At 67.7% G+C, this 17216-nt stretch carries 8 protein-coding genes; all 8 read right to left on the bottom strand.

All coding sequences use genetic code 11. From position 1 onward, the window contains the following. Window positions 1-14 precede the first annotated feature (14 nt). Window positions 15-1964 carry a nitrilase-related carbon-nitrogen hydrolase gene (locus B5D13_RS01740; protein ID WP_078686567.1) on the bottom strand — a complete coding sequence of 650 codons (1950 nt, stop codon included), beginning with the start codon at window positions 1962-1964 and terminating at the stop codon, window positions 15-17. A gap of 87 nt (window positions 1965-2051) precedes the next feature. Then, the gene (locus tag B5D13_RS01735; RefSeq protein ID WP_078686566.1) at window positions 2052-2432 is read right to left on the bottom strand and encodes a desulfoferrodoxin; all 381 of its coding nucleotides are present in this window, start codon (window positions 2430-2432) and stop codon (window positions 2052-2054) included. 241 nt (window positions 2433-2673) lie between these two features. Continuing rightward, complete coding sequence (gene dnaE, locus B5D13_RS01730; RefSeq protein ID WP_078686565.1) at window positions 2674-6579, bottom strand: DNA polymerase III subunit alpha; 3906 nt, start codon at window positions 6577-6579, stop codon at window positions 2674-2676. Window positions 6580-6867: 288 nt separating this feature from the next. Further along, the gene (locus B5D13_RS01725) at window positions 6868-10455 is read right to left on the bottom strand and encodes a UvrD-helicase domain-containing protein (RefSeq protein WP_143327727.1); all 3588 of its coding nucleotides are present in this window, start codon (window positions 10453-10455) and stop codon (window positions 6868-6870) included. Then, window positions 10455-13718 carry a PD-(D/E)XK nuclease family protein gene (locus tag B5D13_RS01720; protein ID WP_078686563.1) on the bottom strand — a complete coding sequence of 1088 codons (3264 nt, stop codon included), beginning with the start codon at window positions 13716-13718 and terminating at the stop codon, window positions 10455-10457. Before B5D13_RS01720 ends, B5D13_RS01725 begins: the two co-directional genes overlap by 1 nt. A gap of 155 nt (window positions 13719-13873) precedes the next feature. After that, entirely contained in the window at window positions 13874-14176 is a 303-nt protein-coding gene (locus B5D13_RS01715; protein ID WP_078686562.1) for a YerC/YecD family TrpR-related protein, read from the bottom strand. Window positions 14177-14280: 104 nt separating this feature from the next. Then, window positions 14281-15660, bottom strand: a complete 1380-nt coding sequence (locus B5D13_RS01710; protein ID WP_078686561.1) for an Mbeg1-like protein — start codon at window positions 15658-15660, stop codon at window positions 14281-14283. 323 nt (window positions 15661-15983) lie between these two features. Next, window positions 15984-17144: a lactaldehyde reductase gene (fucO, locus tag B5D13_RS01705; protein ID WP_078686560.1), complete on the bottom strand. Its 1161-nt coding sequence runs from the start codon at window positions 17142-17144 to the stop codon at window positions 15984-15986. Window positions 17145-17216: the final 72 nt, after the last annotated feature.

The raw sequence follows: 17216 nt of genomic DNA, 5'->3' as shown, positions 1-17216 counted from the left end.
GCCAGGCTGCGGCACTAGTTCTCGGAGAACGGGGTGGGCCACTCGTTTCCTGCGGAGTCGCGAAAGCACGCGACTCCGGAGTCGTCGCCCGAGGCCGCGTCGGGACCCATGGCGCGCCCAGCGAAGGAGTCTGGCTCGGGATGGCGCGGGCCGAAGGCGCCCCCGACCGCAAAGTCCCTGAGGAACGAGAGCGTACGGCGCATCTCGAGTCCGGACTGCTCGGCCTCTTCTTGACCTTGCCGCCCATCCCCCCGCGCCCCGATGGACTCAGTGAGACGCTCGAGCACGGACTCGATGGAGTCGGCCTGGGGGTCGCTGCCCTGGCGAACGTGGTCGTGCCAGGCGAGCGTGAGCGGACGCCGGGCGTCGTAGAGCGTGGTGGTGCTGACCATGAGGCAGAGGCCCCTGCCGAGACGACGTGCCTCCCCCCTCTCGTACGCCGCAATCACGCCCTCGACCAGCGAGCGCTCGTGGACGTCCTCGTGCACGATGTCGGTGAGCGAGTGCGACCACTCGACGTGGTCCTGGAGAACGGCATCGATTGCGCGAACCCAACTCTCGTCCGAGTAACCGTCACGCAGGAGCCTGCCAATGGTCGGAACCTCCCGAGACGACAGCGACACCGTGGGGAATACGGGACTCATGGCGTTGCGCATGCGCGCGAGGTCGACGACGGCGGAGCGGTAGACGTCGCCGAGGGGCATGAACTGCGCGGCCATGGGCGCCAGATGCGATCTTCCGATGGCAAGCTCGGTCTTGTCGAGCGTGGAGAGCGGCGTCGCGCCGAGGCTTTGGGACGTGGCCGCAAGGTACGCCTCGACGATGCCGCGGCGCAGCAGCTCGTCCGCCGGCGTGTCGGCGCGGGGCAGGCGCGGGATGTCCGATGCGCTGCGCGCGTCCAGCCTCAGGTTGATGGCGAGACGCTGGCAGGCAGCCTCGCGCTCGAGGTCACCGGGGCAGTCGACGATGGCATGAACGTTGGACGGGCCGAATGCGTCTGTCGCGAGCGCCGCCGTGACCATGGACGAGAGCGTTCCGTCGATCACGAGGGAGACCTGACGGCCACCCTGCTTGTTCACGAAGTCGCGCAGGCCGAGGACAAGCGCCTGCCAGAGGTAGAGCGGACGGTTGTAGACCTCGGGGGTGAGCTTGGACTGTTCGAGGGCAGAGACGTCAGCGAGGGATGGCGCGTCATTCTCGGCCGTGTGAGCGTCGCCCTCCGTGGCGCGAGCGCAAGGCGTGACGTCGACGACCATGAGGTCCTCCTCGAAGGCCGGGGCACTCGCGACGAGGGCGCCCTCGGGAGAAAGCGCGAAGCTCGAGCCAGTGTAGACCTGCGTGCCGTAGCCGCCCAGGGAGCCAGCGCCGATGAGCCACGCGCCGGTGGTGCGGGCGTCTCCGACAAAGCGGTTGTCGGTCAGCGCGCCGCCGAGCGCCGACGAGGAGTCGTCCGCGGCGTAGCCGTAGCCCGAGACGAACAGGAGCACGTCGAGGCCGAAGTCGAACGAGGCGTAGTCGTCGAGGTCGTCGTAGGTGAAGGCCAGGCCGAAGCGAAGGCCGCAGACGTCGAACTCCGGCAGGTCCGGCGAGGGGTCGCCGGGAGAGGGCACGGAGTCGGCGTCTCCAACGTTCGCCGCGTAGGCGGTGAGCTTGAGCGGGGCGATGGCGCCATCCTTGAGGAGCATGGCCTCGGGCAGGGTGTCACCCTCGATGTCGCTCACGATGGGGACGATCGCGGGACACGCGAGGCGCGTCGCGGCATCGGCGAGCGCGTCGAAGGTGTCCAGGAGGAAGTCGTCCCTTTGCCCCTCGGCAAGGGGAAATGGCCCCGTAAGGGCCGCCATGGGAAAGACCAGGAGGTCGACCCCATGCCCCATCGCGCGCTCCGAGTAGGCGACCATGCGGTCGATGGTGGCCGCAAGGTCACCGGGCTTCGTGTTGATCTGGCCGACGCCAATCCTCATATGAAAATCCCTCCAAGGGCGCCCCACCCTTGGGGAACACCCTTGGAGGGACTCGGCCGCCCGCGCGGGGCGATGCCTTGGTTAGTGCTAGAACTCGGCCTTCCAGAGCCCATGCAGGTTGCAGTAGGCATAGACCGTGCCGTGCGACCCGGCCGCGACGCGGAAGCGCGCGGTGGGCTCTTCGCCCGGCTTGAGATACTTGATGATAGCCCTTCCGTCGTTGGCGAGCGCGATCCACTCGATGTAGTGCTCCTCGAGCATGGGGTGCTCGACCTCGCCGACCTTGATGCTGATGCGCTCGCCTTCGGGCTCGATGGCAGGCACGTGCTTCTCGACGGCGGCATCGACGGAGCCGGCGACGAGCTTCTTCATGGGTTCGCCGCAGCAGCTAAGCGTGCCGCCACCATCGTTGACCAGCATGACCAGGTTTCCACACTTCGCACAACGGTAGAACGTGACCTCAGCCATAGACCTTCCTCCTTTTGCCACCCCTCCTTGCGGCGGTCGGGCGACGCGCCGCGGCCGGGCGCCCTGGGGCGAGCCGACTGAGTATAGTGTGCCCGTCCAGCAAAAAAAGATACCGACAGAGTCACAGAAAGGACGAAGGGGCCTTCGCTTGCGCAAATCCCTGCGAGCGGTGTGTTTGGGACAATGGCTGCGGTCAGAGGGCCACTTGTCTCGCTATTAGAGCCGGGCGGCATAGACAAAACTATGCCACCTGGACGTGGCCCTCCCTGCCGACGAAGTCGTCGACCTCGGCCAGGAGCACCATGTTCTTGGCATCGACCTTGGTGGGGAGCTCCATGCGCATCATGTCGCCAGAGGCGCTCTCGACCATCAGCTCGACGCGGTCGAGCCCGTCGTAGCGGTCGAAGATGGACTGGAGGCGCTCCATCCTGTCCATGGAGAGCATCTTGGACGGGATGTAGATCTCGATGACCTTGGGGCGGTTGGTCTTCTCGTTGAGCTCCATGGCAACGATCTTCTGGCAAATCAGCTGGTCTCCCCTGTCACCGTGCTCGATCTTGCCCGTGGCCTGGATGAAGACGTCGCCGACGCGCTCGCCGGTGACCGGGTCGACGTCGCCCTGCAGGATCGTGGCGCACTCCGCATAGGTCTTTGGGAAGACGACCAGGGGAATCTCGCCCTCCATGTCCTCGAGGGTGACGATGGCCATCTGGTCGCCCTTCTTGGTGACCTTCTTGGCGACGCCTCCGGCGGGAACCATGCCTGCGAGACGGATGGTCTTGCCGTCCTCGACCTTGTAGCGCGTGCCGGCCGTGCCGGTCGCGGGATCGACGTACTCCTCGGAGGCCATGGCCTCGCTGACCGTGCAATCGCGTGCCTTGGAGAGCGCGTACTCGAACGGGCGCAGCGGGTGATCCGAGACGTAGAGACCCAGGACGTCGTGCTCGGCCTGGAGCTTGGTGTGGCGGTCCCACTCGTCGCCGTCAGGCTCGGGAATCTCGTCCTGGAAGCCCGCACCCTCGACGGCCGCGAACATGTCGAACATCGAGACCTGGCCGTTGGCCTTGTCCTTCTGGCGCTTGGCCGCCGCATCGATGATGTTGGCGGGATTGTTCTTGTCGACGAACCCCATCAGCTGCTTGCGCGGGTAGCCCATGGCGTCGAAGGCACCCGCCTTGATAAGCGCCTCGACGACGCGGCGGTTGGCCTGGCTGCCGTCGACGCGCTCGCAGAAGTCGTGCAGGTTCTTGAAGGGTCCGTTGGCGTCGCGCTCGGCCATGATGGCCTCGCCCACCGCGGCGCCCACGCCACGGATGCCGGCGAAGCCGAATCGGATGCCATCCGGGGTTGCGGTGAAGTCGCGGCCGGACTCGTTGATGTCGGGGGGCAGGACCGTGGTGCCGTCGTGGTTGCAGGCCGTGACGTAGTGGACGATCTTGTCGGTCTTGCCCATGTAGGAGGTGAGGACCGAGGCCATGAACTCGTTCGGGAAGTACGCCTTGAGCCAGGCGGTCTGCATGACCAGGATGGCGTAGCCGGCCGAGTGGGACTTGTTGAATGCGTAGGACGCGAACTCGAGGACGTTCTCCCAGATCTCCTGCGCGATCTCTCGCTTGTAGCCGTTGTGCTCCGCGCCGTTCATCCAGTGGTCGTAGATGGTCTCGTCGGCGCCGTCGCCCTCCCAGTGGAAGATCTGGTCGGTCAGCATCTTGATCTTCTTCTTTGCCACGGGCTTGCGCATGCGCGAGTCGGACTCGCCGGGCGTGAAGCCGGACATCTTCATGGAGATCTGCATGACCTGCTCCTGGTAGACCATGGTGCCGTAGGTCTCTTCCAGGATCGGCTTGAGGCGGTCGTCGTAGTAGGAGATCTTCTCCTTGCCGTGCATACGGTTGATGTAGCTGTCGACCATGCCGGCACCCAGAGGGCCGGGTCGGTAGAGCGCGATGAGAGCGACGATCTGCTTGTACTGGTTGGGCTGCATGTTCTTGATGGTCTGGGTCATGCCGCCCGACTCGACCTGGAAGACGCCCGCGGTCTGGCCGGAGCCGAGGAGCTCGTAGATCTTGGGGTCCGAGAAGTCGATCTTGTCCGGGTCGATGTCGACGCAGGTGGCGCCGTCCTTGAGCGTCGCCTTGACCGCGTCGGGCATCTTGTCGATGTCCGACGCGTTGGGGTACGAGTGCCTGATGTTGGCGATGGCCTTGTTGATGACCGTCAGGGTGCGCAGGCCAAGGAAGTCCATCTTGAGCAGGCCCATGTCGGCGACCGAGTGGCCCTCGTACTGGGTGATGGTGACGTTGCCCTTGGTGTCGAGCTTGGTGGGAACGTGGTCGGTGACCGGCGTGGGCGCGATCAGCGTCGCGCAGGCGTGGACGCCCTCGCCGCGGGTGAGGCCCTCGATGGCCAGGGCCGAGTCGATGATGCGGTGGGCGTCGGCGTCCTCGTTGTAGGCCTTCTCGAAGTCCGGGGAGTACTGGTCGGGCTTCTTCTCGTTCTTGTGCAGGGCGTTGGGCAGCGAGAGCTTGGGGTCGTTGGACAGCATCTTCGAGAGCTGCTGGCCCTTGTAGACCGGGAAGCCCAGGACGCGGTTGGCGTCGTTGATGGCCTGTTTGGCCTTGATGGTCGAGTAGGTGATGACCTTGCAGACGCGGTCCTCTCCGTAGACGTCGCGCACGTGCTGGAGGACATCCTGGAGGTGCTCGTCGTCGAAGTCCATATCGATATCGGGCATCTCGGTACGCTCGGGCGAGAGGAATCGCTCGAACATCAGGCCGTTGTCCAGCGGGTCGAAGTTGGTGATGTTCATGGCGTAGGCAACGATTGCGCCTGCGGCCGAGCCACGGCCCGGGCCGACGCCGATGCCGTTGTTCTTGGCCCACTCGACGTAGTCCTGGACGATCAGGAAGTAGTTTGCGAAGCCCTTCTCGGTGATGATCTTGTACTCGTGCTCGAAGCGATCCTTGACGTTCCAGTCGCCGATGGTGATGTCGCGCCAGTTCTCGCCGTAGCGCTTGGCGAGGCCCTTCTCGCACTCCTCGCGGAAGCGCTCGTTTGCGGTCTCGCCCTCGCGCAGGCCAGGGTACTCGGGCAGGAACATGGAGTCCCAGTCGAGCTCGTAGCTGCACTTCTCGGCCACCTCGAGGGTGTTGTCGCAGGCCTCGGGACACCACGAGAAGAGCTCGCGCATCTCGTCCTCGGTCTTCATGTAGAACTCGGTCCCCTCCATGCGCATGCGACTGGGGTCGTCGAGCGTGGTGGCCTTGCCGATGCACGAGAGGATGTCCTGCGTGGGCGCGTCCTCGCGCGAGAGGTAGTGGAAGTCGTTGGTTGCGATGACCTTGATGTCGAGCTCGTGGGCGAGCTTGACCAGGTACTCGTCGAGCTTGCGGTCGTCCCAGCCGTTGCGGAAGTTGAGGCCGTGGTCCTGGATCTCCATGTAGAAGTCGTCGCCGAAGAGGCCCTTGAACTTCTGGGCCCACTCGCGCGCCTCGTCGAACTGGCCGTCGAGCACGCACTGCTGGATGACCCCCTGGACGCAGGCGCTCTGGCAGATGATGCCCTCGTGGTACTTCTCGAGCATCGCGAAGGTGGTGCGCGGCTTGTAGTACATCATCTCGTGGCCAGCGGCCATGGACATGCACTTGATCAGGTTGACGTAGCCGGTCTCGTTCTTGGCGATGAGGATCAGGTGGAAGCGGCGCTGCTTGGTGCCGCGCTCGATGCAGTCGTCCTTGATGAAGTAGGCCTCGCAGCCGAAGAGCGGCTTGACCTTGAGCTTGGGCCGGTTGGCCTTGACGGCGTCAAGGTCGTGGCCGCTGTCCTCCCACACCTTGACGTCGGAGGCCCATTGGTCGTGGACGCGGTCGAAGTAGTCGGCGTCGTCCGCGTCGGCCTCGGGCTCGTCGAGCTCCCAGCCCTTCTGGAAGCACTCGACGTCGTGGCGCCACTGCTTCATGTTCTTCTGGCCGTCGTTGTACTTGCGGCACTCCAGGTCGAGCTCGGGGATGCCGAACATGTAGCCGTGGTCCGTAAGGGCGACGGCCGGCATCTGGAGGTCGACGGCGCGCTTGACCATGTCGGGGATGCGGGTCGCCGCGTCGAGGATGGAAAAGCACGAGTGGTTGTGAAGATGGACGAACGCCATGTGGCTCCCCTTCTGGCCTAAGCCGGGCATGCGCACCGCAGCCTCCCGTCGCATTGCGGGCGAGAAGGGCGTGGCGCGCCGAGTTGTTCCCCAACGATGATAGCGGAAACGCCGTCGCCGCGAACCTGTGACCAAACACGTGTTCGGGCTTCTGAGCTGGGATGACGCGTGGGCGGTAGGGTTTTCGCAGGTGAGGGGGCAACCGGCCTGGGCTGCCCCGAGCGGCAAAAGTCCACAACTCGCCCGGCGGTCCGTCCCGCAGTGCCGCCATGGCGCCGATCCCCCCCGCTAGATGCGCGGGGGGCGTGCGGCGTCGAACTCGTAGCGCGCGACGAAGGGCTCGCCCGGCGCGGACTCGGCACCCGCGACGCTCTCGGCCGGGACCTCGACGCAGACGAAGCTGCAGCGCACGCGCGAGAAGCCCTGTGCCATCAGCACCGACGCGTAGAAGTTGGCCTGCATCTCGTGGCGCGCCCAGATCTGGCGCGCGTCGAGCCCGCGGTCACCCGTCTTGTAGTCGACCAGGAAGGCCTCGTCGTCAGCGCGGTCATAGGCCAGAAGGTCTATGGCGCCCTCGACGTAGTCGCCGTAGCGGGAGGCCGCGTGGCAGAAGAACGGAACCTCGGCGCGCACGACCCCGTGCGCGAGCGCCTCGTGGCGGATAGCGGAGGCCTGCCAGAGCCCGAGGGCCGCGTCAAGGCGCGTGCGCTGGTTGCGGGAGAGGCGCCAGTAGTCCGCCATGCGCGCCACGCGCTCGGCCGAGGGGTTGCGGCCGCTCTCGACCATGCCCTGTGCGAGCAGGTGGAAGGCCGAGCCGAAGCTGGTCGCCTTGTCGCCGTCATCGACCACGGGCGCGCCCTCCTGCCAGGCGTCGCGTTCGGCACGCGTGGGAACGGCGGCGCCGGTGGGCCTCCAGGCGATGTCGTCGTCATCCGGAGCCACGCCTCCCCCTGCGGGGACGAAGCTCTGCTGCATGAGGGCATGCGCGCTGGAGTAGCTGTAGACGCCCTCGCGCGAGGGCACGGGGACGGCGCGCTCGGCGACATCGTCCGGCTCTACCTGGAAGAGGTCGAAGCCCGCATCCTCGCGCTCGAGCCCCTCCACCGGAGTGCCGACGAGTGCGATCCTCGAGACGTCGGGGCCAAGAGGGCCTCCCTCGAGCGCGGGCAGGGCGCCATGGGCGTCGACCGTCGCGAGCTTCGTGGCCTTGTCGACCGCGACGGAGGCCACGCGCACGACGGCGGGCTCCTCTCCCCCAAAGTCGAGCCGGTGCTCACCGGGATCGGGAATGCCGCCCGCGTAGAGACTCTGAGCGAAGTCGGTCGCGAGCCCGTCGGAGCTTCCCTTGCTCGTGCTGATGATGGGGCAGGCGACCACGAGGGCCTCACGCGCACGGGTGAGCGCGACGTAGAGCAGGCGGGTCTTCTCGGCAGCCGCCTCCTCGTCGGACCTCTGCCTCAGGGCCGCGGCCCACTCGAAGGCGCCTTGCGGCTCGCCCACGAGCTCGTAGCCCCCGAGCGTCTTGCTCATGCCCTTGGGCTTCTTGTCGAGACCTCGGAGGTCCGTCCCCGAGCCGGGCACGAGCACGCAGCCGTAGGAGCCGTCGTCGGCCTTGCCCGCGAGCAGCGCGCCGCCGTCGGCCTTGACCGACCAGCAGTCGGCCACCGCGACCACGGGAAACTCCAGGCCTTTGGACGAGTGGATGGTCATGACGCGCACTGCGTCATTCCGACCGCCAGCCAAGGACGAGGGTGCGACGTTCGAGATGGCGAGCCAGCGGTCGAACTCGTCGGCCGCGCGGGCGGGACCGATGGCGAGGTCGGTCGTGAGGTCGCGGATGTAGCGGATTGCGCCCAGCACGTTGGCCTCGCGGGCGCGCTCGGCGGCGTCGCCGCGCTCCAGGCGCGAGAGCCAGCCGGACTCGCGGACCACCTGAAGGCAGACGTCGGCGACGGGCTTGGTCCGCAGTGCGGTGCGGGCGCGCATCATGACCTCGCGCGCGCGCCGAAGACGCAGGCTGGGCTCGGCGTCGTGGAAGAACTCCATGGTCTCGAGGCCGCGGTCGACCGAGCGGTTGGTAGGCGCGTCGAGCCTCAGCTGCGCACGGGTTCCCAGCTGGACCAGGTCGTTGGCATCGAGCGCGAACACCTCGCTCGTGAGCAGGGGGAACAGGCCCGCCTGGGTGTCCTTGGGGTTGGCGAGCGCATGCAGGAGGTGCGCCATCACGGCGACCTCGGGCGCATTGGTGAAGTTGGAGCCACCCGAAACGACGCACTCGAGTCCGCGGGCGCGCATGGCGTCCAGGTAGAACGAGGCGTTCGTGAACGCGCCGAGGAGAAGCGCCATGTCACCCGGCTTCTGGCCGGCATCGCGCAGGCGGGCCAGGCGGTCCGCAACCATGGCCGCACCGACCGCGCTCTGGGACTTGCCAACGTTGCCGGAGGCGGAGGCGCCCCTGGTGAGCTCGATGTCGATGCGCGGGATGTCGCGGGCGACGTAGCCGTCCGCGCGCTTGGGATTGGGGTCGAGGTGCATGAAGCCGTCCAGCACGCCGTGCTTGCCGCCGCAGACGCGGTCGACCAGCGAGAGCACGTCCGCATGGCTGCGGTAGTTGACGCTCAGGCGCACGTGCTCAGATTCGGGAAGCGCTTCTCCCCTGCCCCTGAAGACGGAGACGTCGGCGCCGCGGAAGCGGTAGATGGACTGCTGCGCGTCGCCGACCGTGGCCAGGTGCCGGGCACCCGCGCCCGAGAGAATCTCGATGAGCTCGAGCTGGCGCTCGTCGGTGTCCTGGAACTCGTCGACCATGACCAGCCTGAAGCGGCCGGCGTAGTCCCGCGCGACGGCGGGGTTGTCGCGCACGGCCTCGAGCGCGAGCGAAATGAGGTCGTCAGCAGAAAGGACAGACTTGGCACGCTCGAGCTGCGCCACGCGCTCCTGGACCTTGTGCGCGAGCGACATCAAAGCCGGCACCAAGGGGCGCACGCGCGCGAGGGCGAGGGCCACCTGCGCAAAGGCGAGCTCGCCCTTGGCCTCGTCCACAGCCTCCTTGATCGTCTTGCTCGATCTGGGCACGTACGGCTTGGCGAGCAGCGCGGCCGCACGCTCGGCCGTGCGCTCCGACGGCGGCAGCGTCAGGAAGTCGTCCATGGCCTCGAGCTGAGAGGCGATCTGCTGGGTCTTCTCGTCGTCCAACTTCAGCGCAAGCAGGCTGCCGTAGGAGCGACTGAAGTCCCTCACGACCGAATCGACGTCATCTGCCTGTGCAAACGTCAGGCCCTCAAGCCCCCGCGGAGCCTTCGAGGCGACCTCGATCACCGACTCGAGCGCACCGTAGAGACCCGTTGCGCCGTGTCCCCTGTCGGGGGCGCCGATGCCGTACTCCGCAAAGAGCGCCGCCATGGCGGGGTCGTCCTTGCGGCGGCGGGACGCCTCGCTCAGCACCTCGTTCAGGGCCTGGGCACGAATCTGGTCCTCCACGTTTCCGGAGGCCATGGAGAACTCCGGGTCGAGTCCAAGGTCGAGCGCGTGGCGCTTGAGGATGCGCCCGCACATGCCGTGGATGGTGCTGATCCAGGCGGAGTCGACCTCGAGGGCGTGCTCCGCCATGCCAGCGTCGCGAAGGGTGGAGCGGACGCGCTCCTTGATCTCCTGCGCGGCGGCATTGGTGAAGGTGATGACGAGCGCCTGCGAGAGGCTGTCGATGTAGGGCCTGCCCCCCTCGCCAGAGCCGGGCGAGAGCGCCCAGGCGATGCGGCGCGTGAGCGTGAAGGTCTTGCCCGAGCCGGCGCCTGCCTCGACGAAGAGGGGCTCGTCGAGCGTGGTGACGATCTTCTTCTGCTCGTCGTTCAGGGTCGAAAGGTCGATGCCGCTCACTAGTTCATCCTCTTCTCGCAGTTGCTGACCGGGCAGTAGTCGCACGCCTTGGCGTCGCGTGGCCTCGCCTCGATGCAGCCGTCCATCATGCGTGCCACCTCTTCGGCGATGGCGGCCTCGGTCGCATCGAGCAGGGCGTCCATGCCGGTCTCGCCCTCGATGCCGAAGTCCGCGCCGCGCTCGACGCCAACGGCCGCCCGTGCGTCCTTTGACGGCAGGCGGTCGCCGTAGACGCGCTCCATCTGGTCGGCGTCGACAGCGCCGGAGAGCGCGTGGTCACGCCCCTTGGTGGAGAGGTACATGGCGCCCTTGACCGAAAGCAAGCCCTCAAAGCGCCGGCGGATGACCTGTCCGTAGACGAGCGACTGCACGCGCCTAGGCAGGACGAAGCCCGCACTGTCCTTCGACGCGAGCAGGGCGCCGTACTCCTTGGCGAAGCCCGAGGACTTCTTGTTCTTGTAGTCAATCACGATTGCGCTGCCGTGAGCGTCAACGTCCACGCGGTCGATCGTTCCGTTGAGCCAGGCGCCGGCATAGCCCACGCGGTCGGCGCCGTGGCCGAAGTTCCACTCGAACATGCGCGGCTCGAAGCCCTCGAGGATTCCCCTCTGGTAGTCCAGAACGCTCAGGACGTCATCGCGCATGGACTCGAGCGTGCCGCGGTCGGCGACGTCGTGCGGGACGAGGGCCTGGTAGCGACTGGACTTGCCCTCGCGGATGAACTGGTGGCGCAGGTGGTCGGCAAGCTCCTGGAGCATGAGGTCCTTGGCGTGCCGCAGGAGCTCAGGGCTGGCGCCGTAGAGCCCCGAGCCGGGAACGCGGACGCGCGGGTCAGCCGCGACGTCGGGCGAGGGCTCCATCGCCCCGAGCGCCTCGGACAGCAGCGTGGAGTGCGTCACCTCGAGCACGCGGTGAACGAAGGTTCCCATCTCCATGGGACCGAAGCCGGCATCGGCGTTCTGCAGGCGCAGCCGGCGCAGGCTGAACCACTTGTAGGGACACTCGAGGTAGGACTCGATCTGCGAGGCCGAGAGCACGGGCCTGCCGTCCAGCAGGTCGGGCCTCCCTTCGCGCGGCACGTTGACCAGCGCGCGGGCGGGGCCGCTGACGACGCCGGCGGCCGCAGGCGCGTCCGTCGCGACCACCTCGGGCGCGCGGCCGCAGGGCGAGACCATCGCGGCGGCCTCGCACTCAGAGAGGGACTCCGCCACGCAGAGCTCGCCGCCACGCTGACCATAGGCCGCCAGCAGCTCCGAGAGCATGACGGAGGGATAGCGCTCCTTCGAGTCGGCGTCGAAGAGCGTTCGCTCGAGCGAGACGGCACGGCGTGCCACCGAGAGCCGGCGCACGAAGGATGAGCGGGCCTGCCCCACGGCGTCGGGAGCGACCTCGACGCCCAGCTGGACCAGAAGAGCGGTCGCGACGTCGTCGCCCGTGGGCAACGGCTCCTCGACCGAGGTCTGCCCGCAGACGATGACGGCGTCCGCGCTGCGCGCGGGCAGCGTAGCCGCACGGGAGTGATCGACCAGGCGCACGACGGGCGTGCCGGGCCCGGCACCCTCCGGCTCGCAGCGCACGCGCGTGGCAACCTTGACGTGGCTCGCCGCGCGCGTCGCAAGGGCGACGAGCTCGGTCAGGGCGACGCGACGCTCGGCCTTGGGGTCTGCCGTGACGCCCAGCTCCTTGAGAACGCCGGCGATGTCGAGCACGGCCCCCAAGGCGCCCATGGCCTGCTGGTCCGCAAGGGAGTCCTGCGGCCGTTCGACGCTCAGGAGGACCTCCGCCCCGTCGGCAGAAACGACCTCGTCGAGCGGGCCGAACCCGCCCGAGACGAACGGCGCAAGCAGCTTCGAGGCGGCGGAGCCGAGCCTCCCCTTGAGGAGCTCACGCGTGGCAGCGGCCACGGAATCCGAGGTGCGACCCCTGTTCTGCAGGAGGTCAAGCACGTCAGCGGGCGTGAGCAGGCGGTCGGCACGCCAGCGCGCGTCGAGGGCCATGGCACGTCCCGTGGGAACATCGGATATGGACGAGAGGAGGAAGTCGGTGAGGTCTCGCGGCGGCCACCACGACATGTCGCCCAGGTGCACGAGGGTTCCCTCCTGCACCTTCTCGCTCTGAGGCCACTCGTCCCTCAGCTTAGCCAGTCGCGCGACGACGCCGGCGAACTGGAAGAACGCACGGCCCGCCTCAAGCCGGTCGACGCGCGCCGCCATGGTCGCCTGGACGGAAACGCCGCGACATGCGAGCTTGGGAGCAAGGTTGCGCCAGGCGACGGCGGCGTCCGGAACGCTCACGACAACGTCTGCGCAGCCGGCGTCCGCAAGGCGGCGCGCCTCGCGGCAGATCGCCTCGGACTCGGCGACGGGCCCCGCAGGGGTGACGACGGAAACGGCCCCAGCAGGTTCGACGCGCTCCGCGCCGAAGATGTTTTTGATCAGCGCGCGAAGCTCCTGGGCACGTACGTCCCTCGAGTCGGGCTCGCACTCCCCGGCGGCATTGCCCTCCTCCACCGACACGCCTGCCGTGCGGGCGGAATCCAACAGCAGGTCAAGGTCCGCGTCAAGCAGCGCGGTCGCCGCGGCGTTGGAACGGGTCGCGACGACGCTCACGTCAGTCACGGCCGCAAGGTCGGAAAGCAGGTCACGCCTTGCGCGCGAGAGGCTGTCGAAGCCGGCGGCAACCGTGGGCCAGACGGACTTCGCGGCGTCGGCAGCCGTCATGGCGCCGACCAGGCGCGCGGAAGCGACGCAGCCCTCGACGTAGCCCATCGACTCGATCAGGCTGGAGTAGGTGCCCAGCAGCCCGAGCGCCACGCACTCCGCCCGAGTCAGGCCGCACTCCTGTGCGAAGACGACATTGACCTGGCCCTGCGGGTCGATGGGAAGCCAGGGCAGGGCCCGCTCGGCCAGGCGGGCAAGCATGTTGACCGTGCCCAGGTTGTCGCCCAAGGGGCAGCCCTCGGCAGACGCCGCCTGGGACACGACCGCCTGCAGCGCCATGGTCCGCACCATGGGCTCGACCACGTGGGTGCCGTCGCCCCAGACCTCCCAGCGCTCCTTCACCCAGGCCTCGGGCGTGGTCACCGTCACGCCCATCGACAGGCCCTCGACGCCCGCCAACTGGCGCGAGGCCTCGAGCTGCGCCTGGAAGTCGGGCACGAGCAGCGTGGCGCGGCCATGGGCCGCGACGGCAGCAGAGAGCGCCTCGCGAACGGGAGCGCTGGCCAGGCGGTCGTCAGACGTGTGGATAACGGAGAGAGACATAGGCGTCCTTGTTGGTTGGCATTGTTGGCCTCGACCGACGCGATGGGCGGGGCCGAGCGTTTGACAACCTTATCGTAACGCCGCGAGCGGACATTAAAACCGCAGAGCGGAGGAACGCCACGGCGAGAAGTGCGTGCCCTTCTCGCTGGCGGGCGCTACTCCTTGGGGAGGCCGATGCGATCCAGGACCAGCCGGTAGCCGCCGGCGGCGCCGTTGAGGCACTTCGAAACGCGGCTGACCGTGGTTGACGAGGCCCCCGTCTGGGCGCTGACGCTCACGTAGGACTGGCCGCGGGCGAGCAGGCCGGCCACCTGGAGGCGCTGCGCGAGGTCGTCCAGCTCGCGGGCGGAGAGTATGTCGGCCAAAAACGCGCGGGCCTCCTGGGGGGACTCGAGCGCGCACATCGACTCGAACAGGCGGTCAAGCTGGTCCTGCGTAATGTTCTTCTCGCTAGTCATAGGTGCTCCTTGCAAACCGCCCCGCCGCCTCGCGGCCCTGCCTCTCCTTGGTTTCGCTTTACCGTATTAAAGCATAACGGCATGCCGCGCGCGGGCCACGGGCGCTAGGAGCGGCCCGCCGCGTCGTCCTCCCCCTTGGAAAGAAACGCATCGCCCCCGCTCGAGAGGGTCTGCGGGATGCTGATGTAGTCCGGCGCCGGAAGGTCGTCCGCGGCGCCTTCGGGTTCGGGGTTGGCATGCCCGATGACCGGCAGCGTCGCCACGAAGTCGGAGAGCGCCCCGGTGATCTCGCGGGCCTCGGCCCCCACGCGGCCCACGGCGCCCTGAGCGAAGTCGGCGGCTGCCTGCCCCGCGGCATCGCGGGCCTCGAGCACGGCTTTGCCCACCGCGGCCCTCGCGCCGTTCACGTTCGCCTCGACGAGCCGTCCCATCAGGTCCTTCGTGCGCGGAGAGACCGAGCCGGCGGCCGCCAGCACCTTCTGGAGGCTCTCGGGCCTCACGAGCTCGTTCAGGTCGGTGGCACCGCCGGCCTCGAGCACCTCGAAGAGCTCGGTGGTGAGGGCCTCGCGCTCGGCCATGCCCATGCCGGCGAGCCAGCTGGCGAGGCTCTCGTTTACGACCTTGGCGGCAGGCTCGAGTCCCTCGGCCTCCGCCAGAGAGTCACGGCTCACCTGCCAGGTCATGGGGTCGTGCTGCGCAAGACCGCTTGCGTCGCTCCGAACGTAGGTGCGCGGGGTCTCCGGGCGGTCGAACAGCTGGCCCACCACGCTGTAGGCGGGCTGCAGGCGCACGAAGCGCGGGCCCAGGGCGTCGTGCGGTCCCTTGGCCATAAGAGACTCGTCCATGCCGGGGCCGTCGAGGCTCCAGGCGCGCACGATGCCCTCCGCGAGCTTGGGCCCCACCGTAGCCGTGGCGTACGAGACAAGGTTTCCGCCCTTCGAGTGGCCGCCGACAAGGACGCCTCCGTAGGTCTGGAGGGCGTCCCTCAGGTAGGCGCGGGCAAGGGTCTGGGCTCGGGTGATGGTGAAGCCCAGCATGAAGTCCTCCTGCCAGCCGGCAAGAGATAGGTCCGTGCCGCGAAACGAGACGTAGGCGTCCACGGACCTGCCGCCCACGGCGACTCCGCGGCCCGTGAGGTCGACGGTCAGCGCGGCGAACTGGAGCGAGATCGAGTCGTCCACCTCGTCGGCGTACGTGGTGAGCCACAGGTCCCCGAAGCGCCGCGAGCGCGCGAGCCCCTCCAGAAAGGACTCCTTGATCGACGCCATCGAGCGCACGTAGGGCGCCAGGTTGCCGTCGGCCCTCCTCAGGAGCGCCTCGGCCGCGTCGGCGAGCCGGATCCCGCCCTCCCCCGCGCCGGGAACGACGCCCGAGAAGTCGACGTAGGAGAGCGTGCCCAGGACGAGCGCGTCGACGTCGTTGAAGGGTCGCTCGGCAAAGTCGAGGTCCCCCCTCCATGCAAGATAGTCGACCATGGTCGCCATGTTCTTCTCTCCTCCCGTGCTACGCCCCAGGGTGCCCGCAATGGTCCCGAGACCTTCTTACCATCCAAACATAGCGTTTTACCTCGCAATTTGCTAGGCCCTAACGTTTCTGCTGGTAAACATATCTGTTTCGATTAAACGCGCTGGTAGATGCAATGCAGAATATCGCACGCAGCCAAACGTTCGTCACGCTTCCGCACACCCCTCCGCAAGCCCGCGCACCGCTGGAAGGACGTGCCCGCCTCGCAGCAAGCAAGACGGGCACGCGCGATTGCGAAGTGTGGACCCGGGCGGGGCGCCCCGGCCAGACGCCCCGAATAGCGCTACGGCATGACCTTGCGGAAGAGCTCCACCACCTGCTCGTGGGTCGCCTCGCAGGGGTTGCCGGGATAGCAGGCGTCGTTGAGCGCGTCGGTCGCCAGCTGGTCGAGGTCCCCCTCCACCAGGCCGTCGCAGGCCTTGGGAATGTTCACGTCGGCCGAGAGCTGGCGCACCGCCTCGATGGCGGCATCGGCGGCCTCGTCCTCGCTCATGCCCGTGGTGTCGACGCCCATAGCGACGGCGACCTCGGCCAGGCGCGCCGCGACAGCCGGCTTGTTGAACTCCATGGCGATGGGCAGCAGCATCGCGCAGGCAACGCCGTGCGGCGTGTCGTAGTGCGCCGAGAGCGTGTGCGCCATGGCGTGGTCGATGCCCAGGCCAACGTTCGAGAAGCCCATGCCCGCGACGTACTGGCCCAGCGCCATGCCCTCGCGCCCGCTGCCCGGCGTGCCGGACTGCGCCTCGGCGTAGGCGTCGCGCAGGTTGGAGCTGATCAGCTGGATCGCCTTGTAGTGGAACATGTCCGAAAGCTCCCAGGCGCCGCGGGTGGTGTAGCCCTCGATGGCGTGCGTGAGCGCGTCCATGCCGGTCGCGGCCGTGAGCCCGGCGGGCATGGACGCCATCATGTCAGGGTCGACCACGGCAACCATCGGGATGTCGTTCACGTCGACGCAGACGAACTTGCGAACCCTCTCGGGGTCGGTGATCACATAGTTGATGGTGACCTCGGCCGCGGTGCCGGCGGTGGTGGGAACCGCTATGGTGAAGGTCGCGTGGTTCTTGGTGTCTGCCACGCCCTCGAGCGAGACGACGTCGGCGAACTCGGGGTTTTCGGCGATGACGCCGATGGCCTTGGCCGTGTCCATCGAGGAGCCGCCACCGATGGCGACGATCATGTCCGCGCCTGACTCCTTGAAGGCCGCGACGCCGTCCTGAACGTTCTTGATGGTCGGGTTGGGCTTGATCTGCGAGTAGAGCTCCCAGGGAATGCCCGCCCCGTCCAGAAGGTCGGTCACCTTCGCCGTGACGCCGAACTTGACCAGGTCGGGGTCGGAGCAGACGAAGGCCTTCTTGTAGCCTCGGCGCAGGATCTCGCCGGGGATCTCCTTGATCGCGCCCGAGCCATGATACGAGATGTCATTCAGAACGAAACGGTTTGCCATTGTGCAGCCTCCTTGTCAAAACAACACGGACCAAAGGGGTGGGCCGAGCGGTCGCGAGCGACGGCCACGACG

Source organism: Olsenella sp. KH1P3 (genome assembly GCF_900167315.1).
Classification (GTDB): Bacteria; Actinomycetota; Coriobacteriia; order Coriobacteriales; family Atopobiaceae; genus Olsenella_J; species Olsenella_J umbonata_A.
The sequence above is the reverse complement of the archived record's forward strand: the minus strand, read 5'-3'. Positions and strand labels throughout refer to the sequence as shown.

Coding starts and splice junctions, on each gene's coding strand:
- B5D13_RS01740 (WP_078686567.1), bottom strand. CDS start 1,964: ATGAGGATTGGCGTCGGCCAGATCAACACGAAGCCCGGTGACCTTGCG.
- B5D13_RS01735 (WP_078686566.1), bottom strand. CDS start 2,432: ATGGCTGAGGTCACGTTCTACCGTTGTGCGAAGTGTGGAAACCTGGTC.
- dnaE (WP_078686565.1), bottom strand. CDS start 6,579: ATGGCGTTCGTCCATCTTCACAACCACTCGTGCTTTTCCATCCTCGAC.
- B5D13_RS01720 (WP_078686563.1), bottom strand. CDS start 13,718: ATGTCTCTCTCCGTTATCCACACGTCTGACGACCGCCTGGCCAGCGCT.
- B5D13_RS01715 (WP_078686562.1), bottom strand. CDS start 14,176: ATGACTAGCGAGAAGAACATTACGCAGGACCAGCTTGACCGCCTGTTC.
- B5D13_RS01710 (WP_078686561.1), bottom strand. CDS start 15,660: ATGGCGACCATGGTCGACTATCTTGCATGGAGGGGGGACCTCGACTTT.
- fucO (WP_078686560.1), bottom strand. CDS start 17,144: ATGGCAAACCGTTTCGTTCTGAATGACATCTCGTATCATGGCTCGGGC.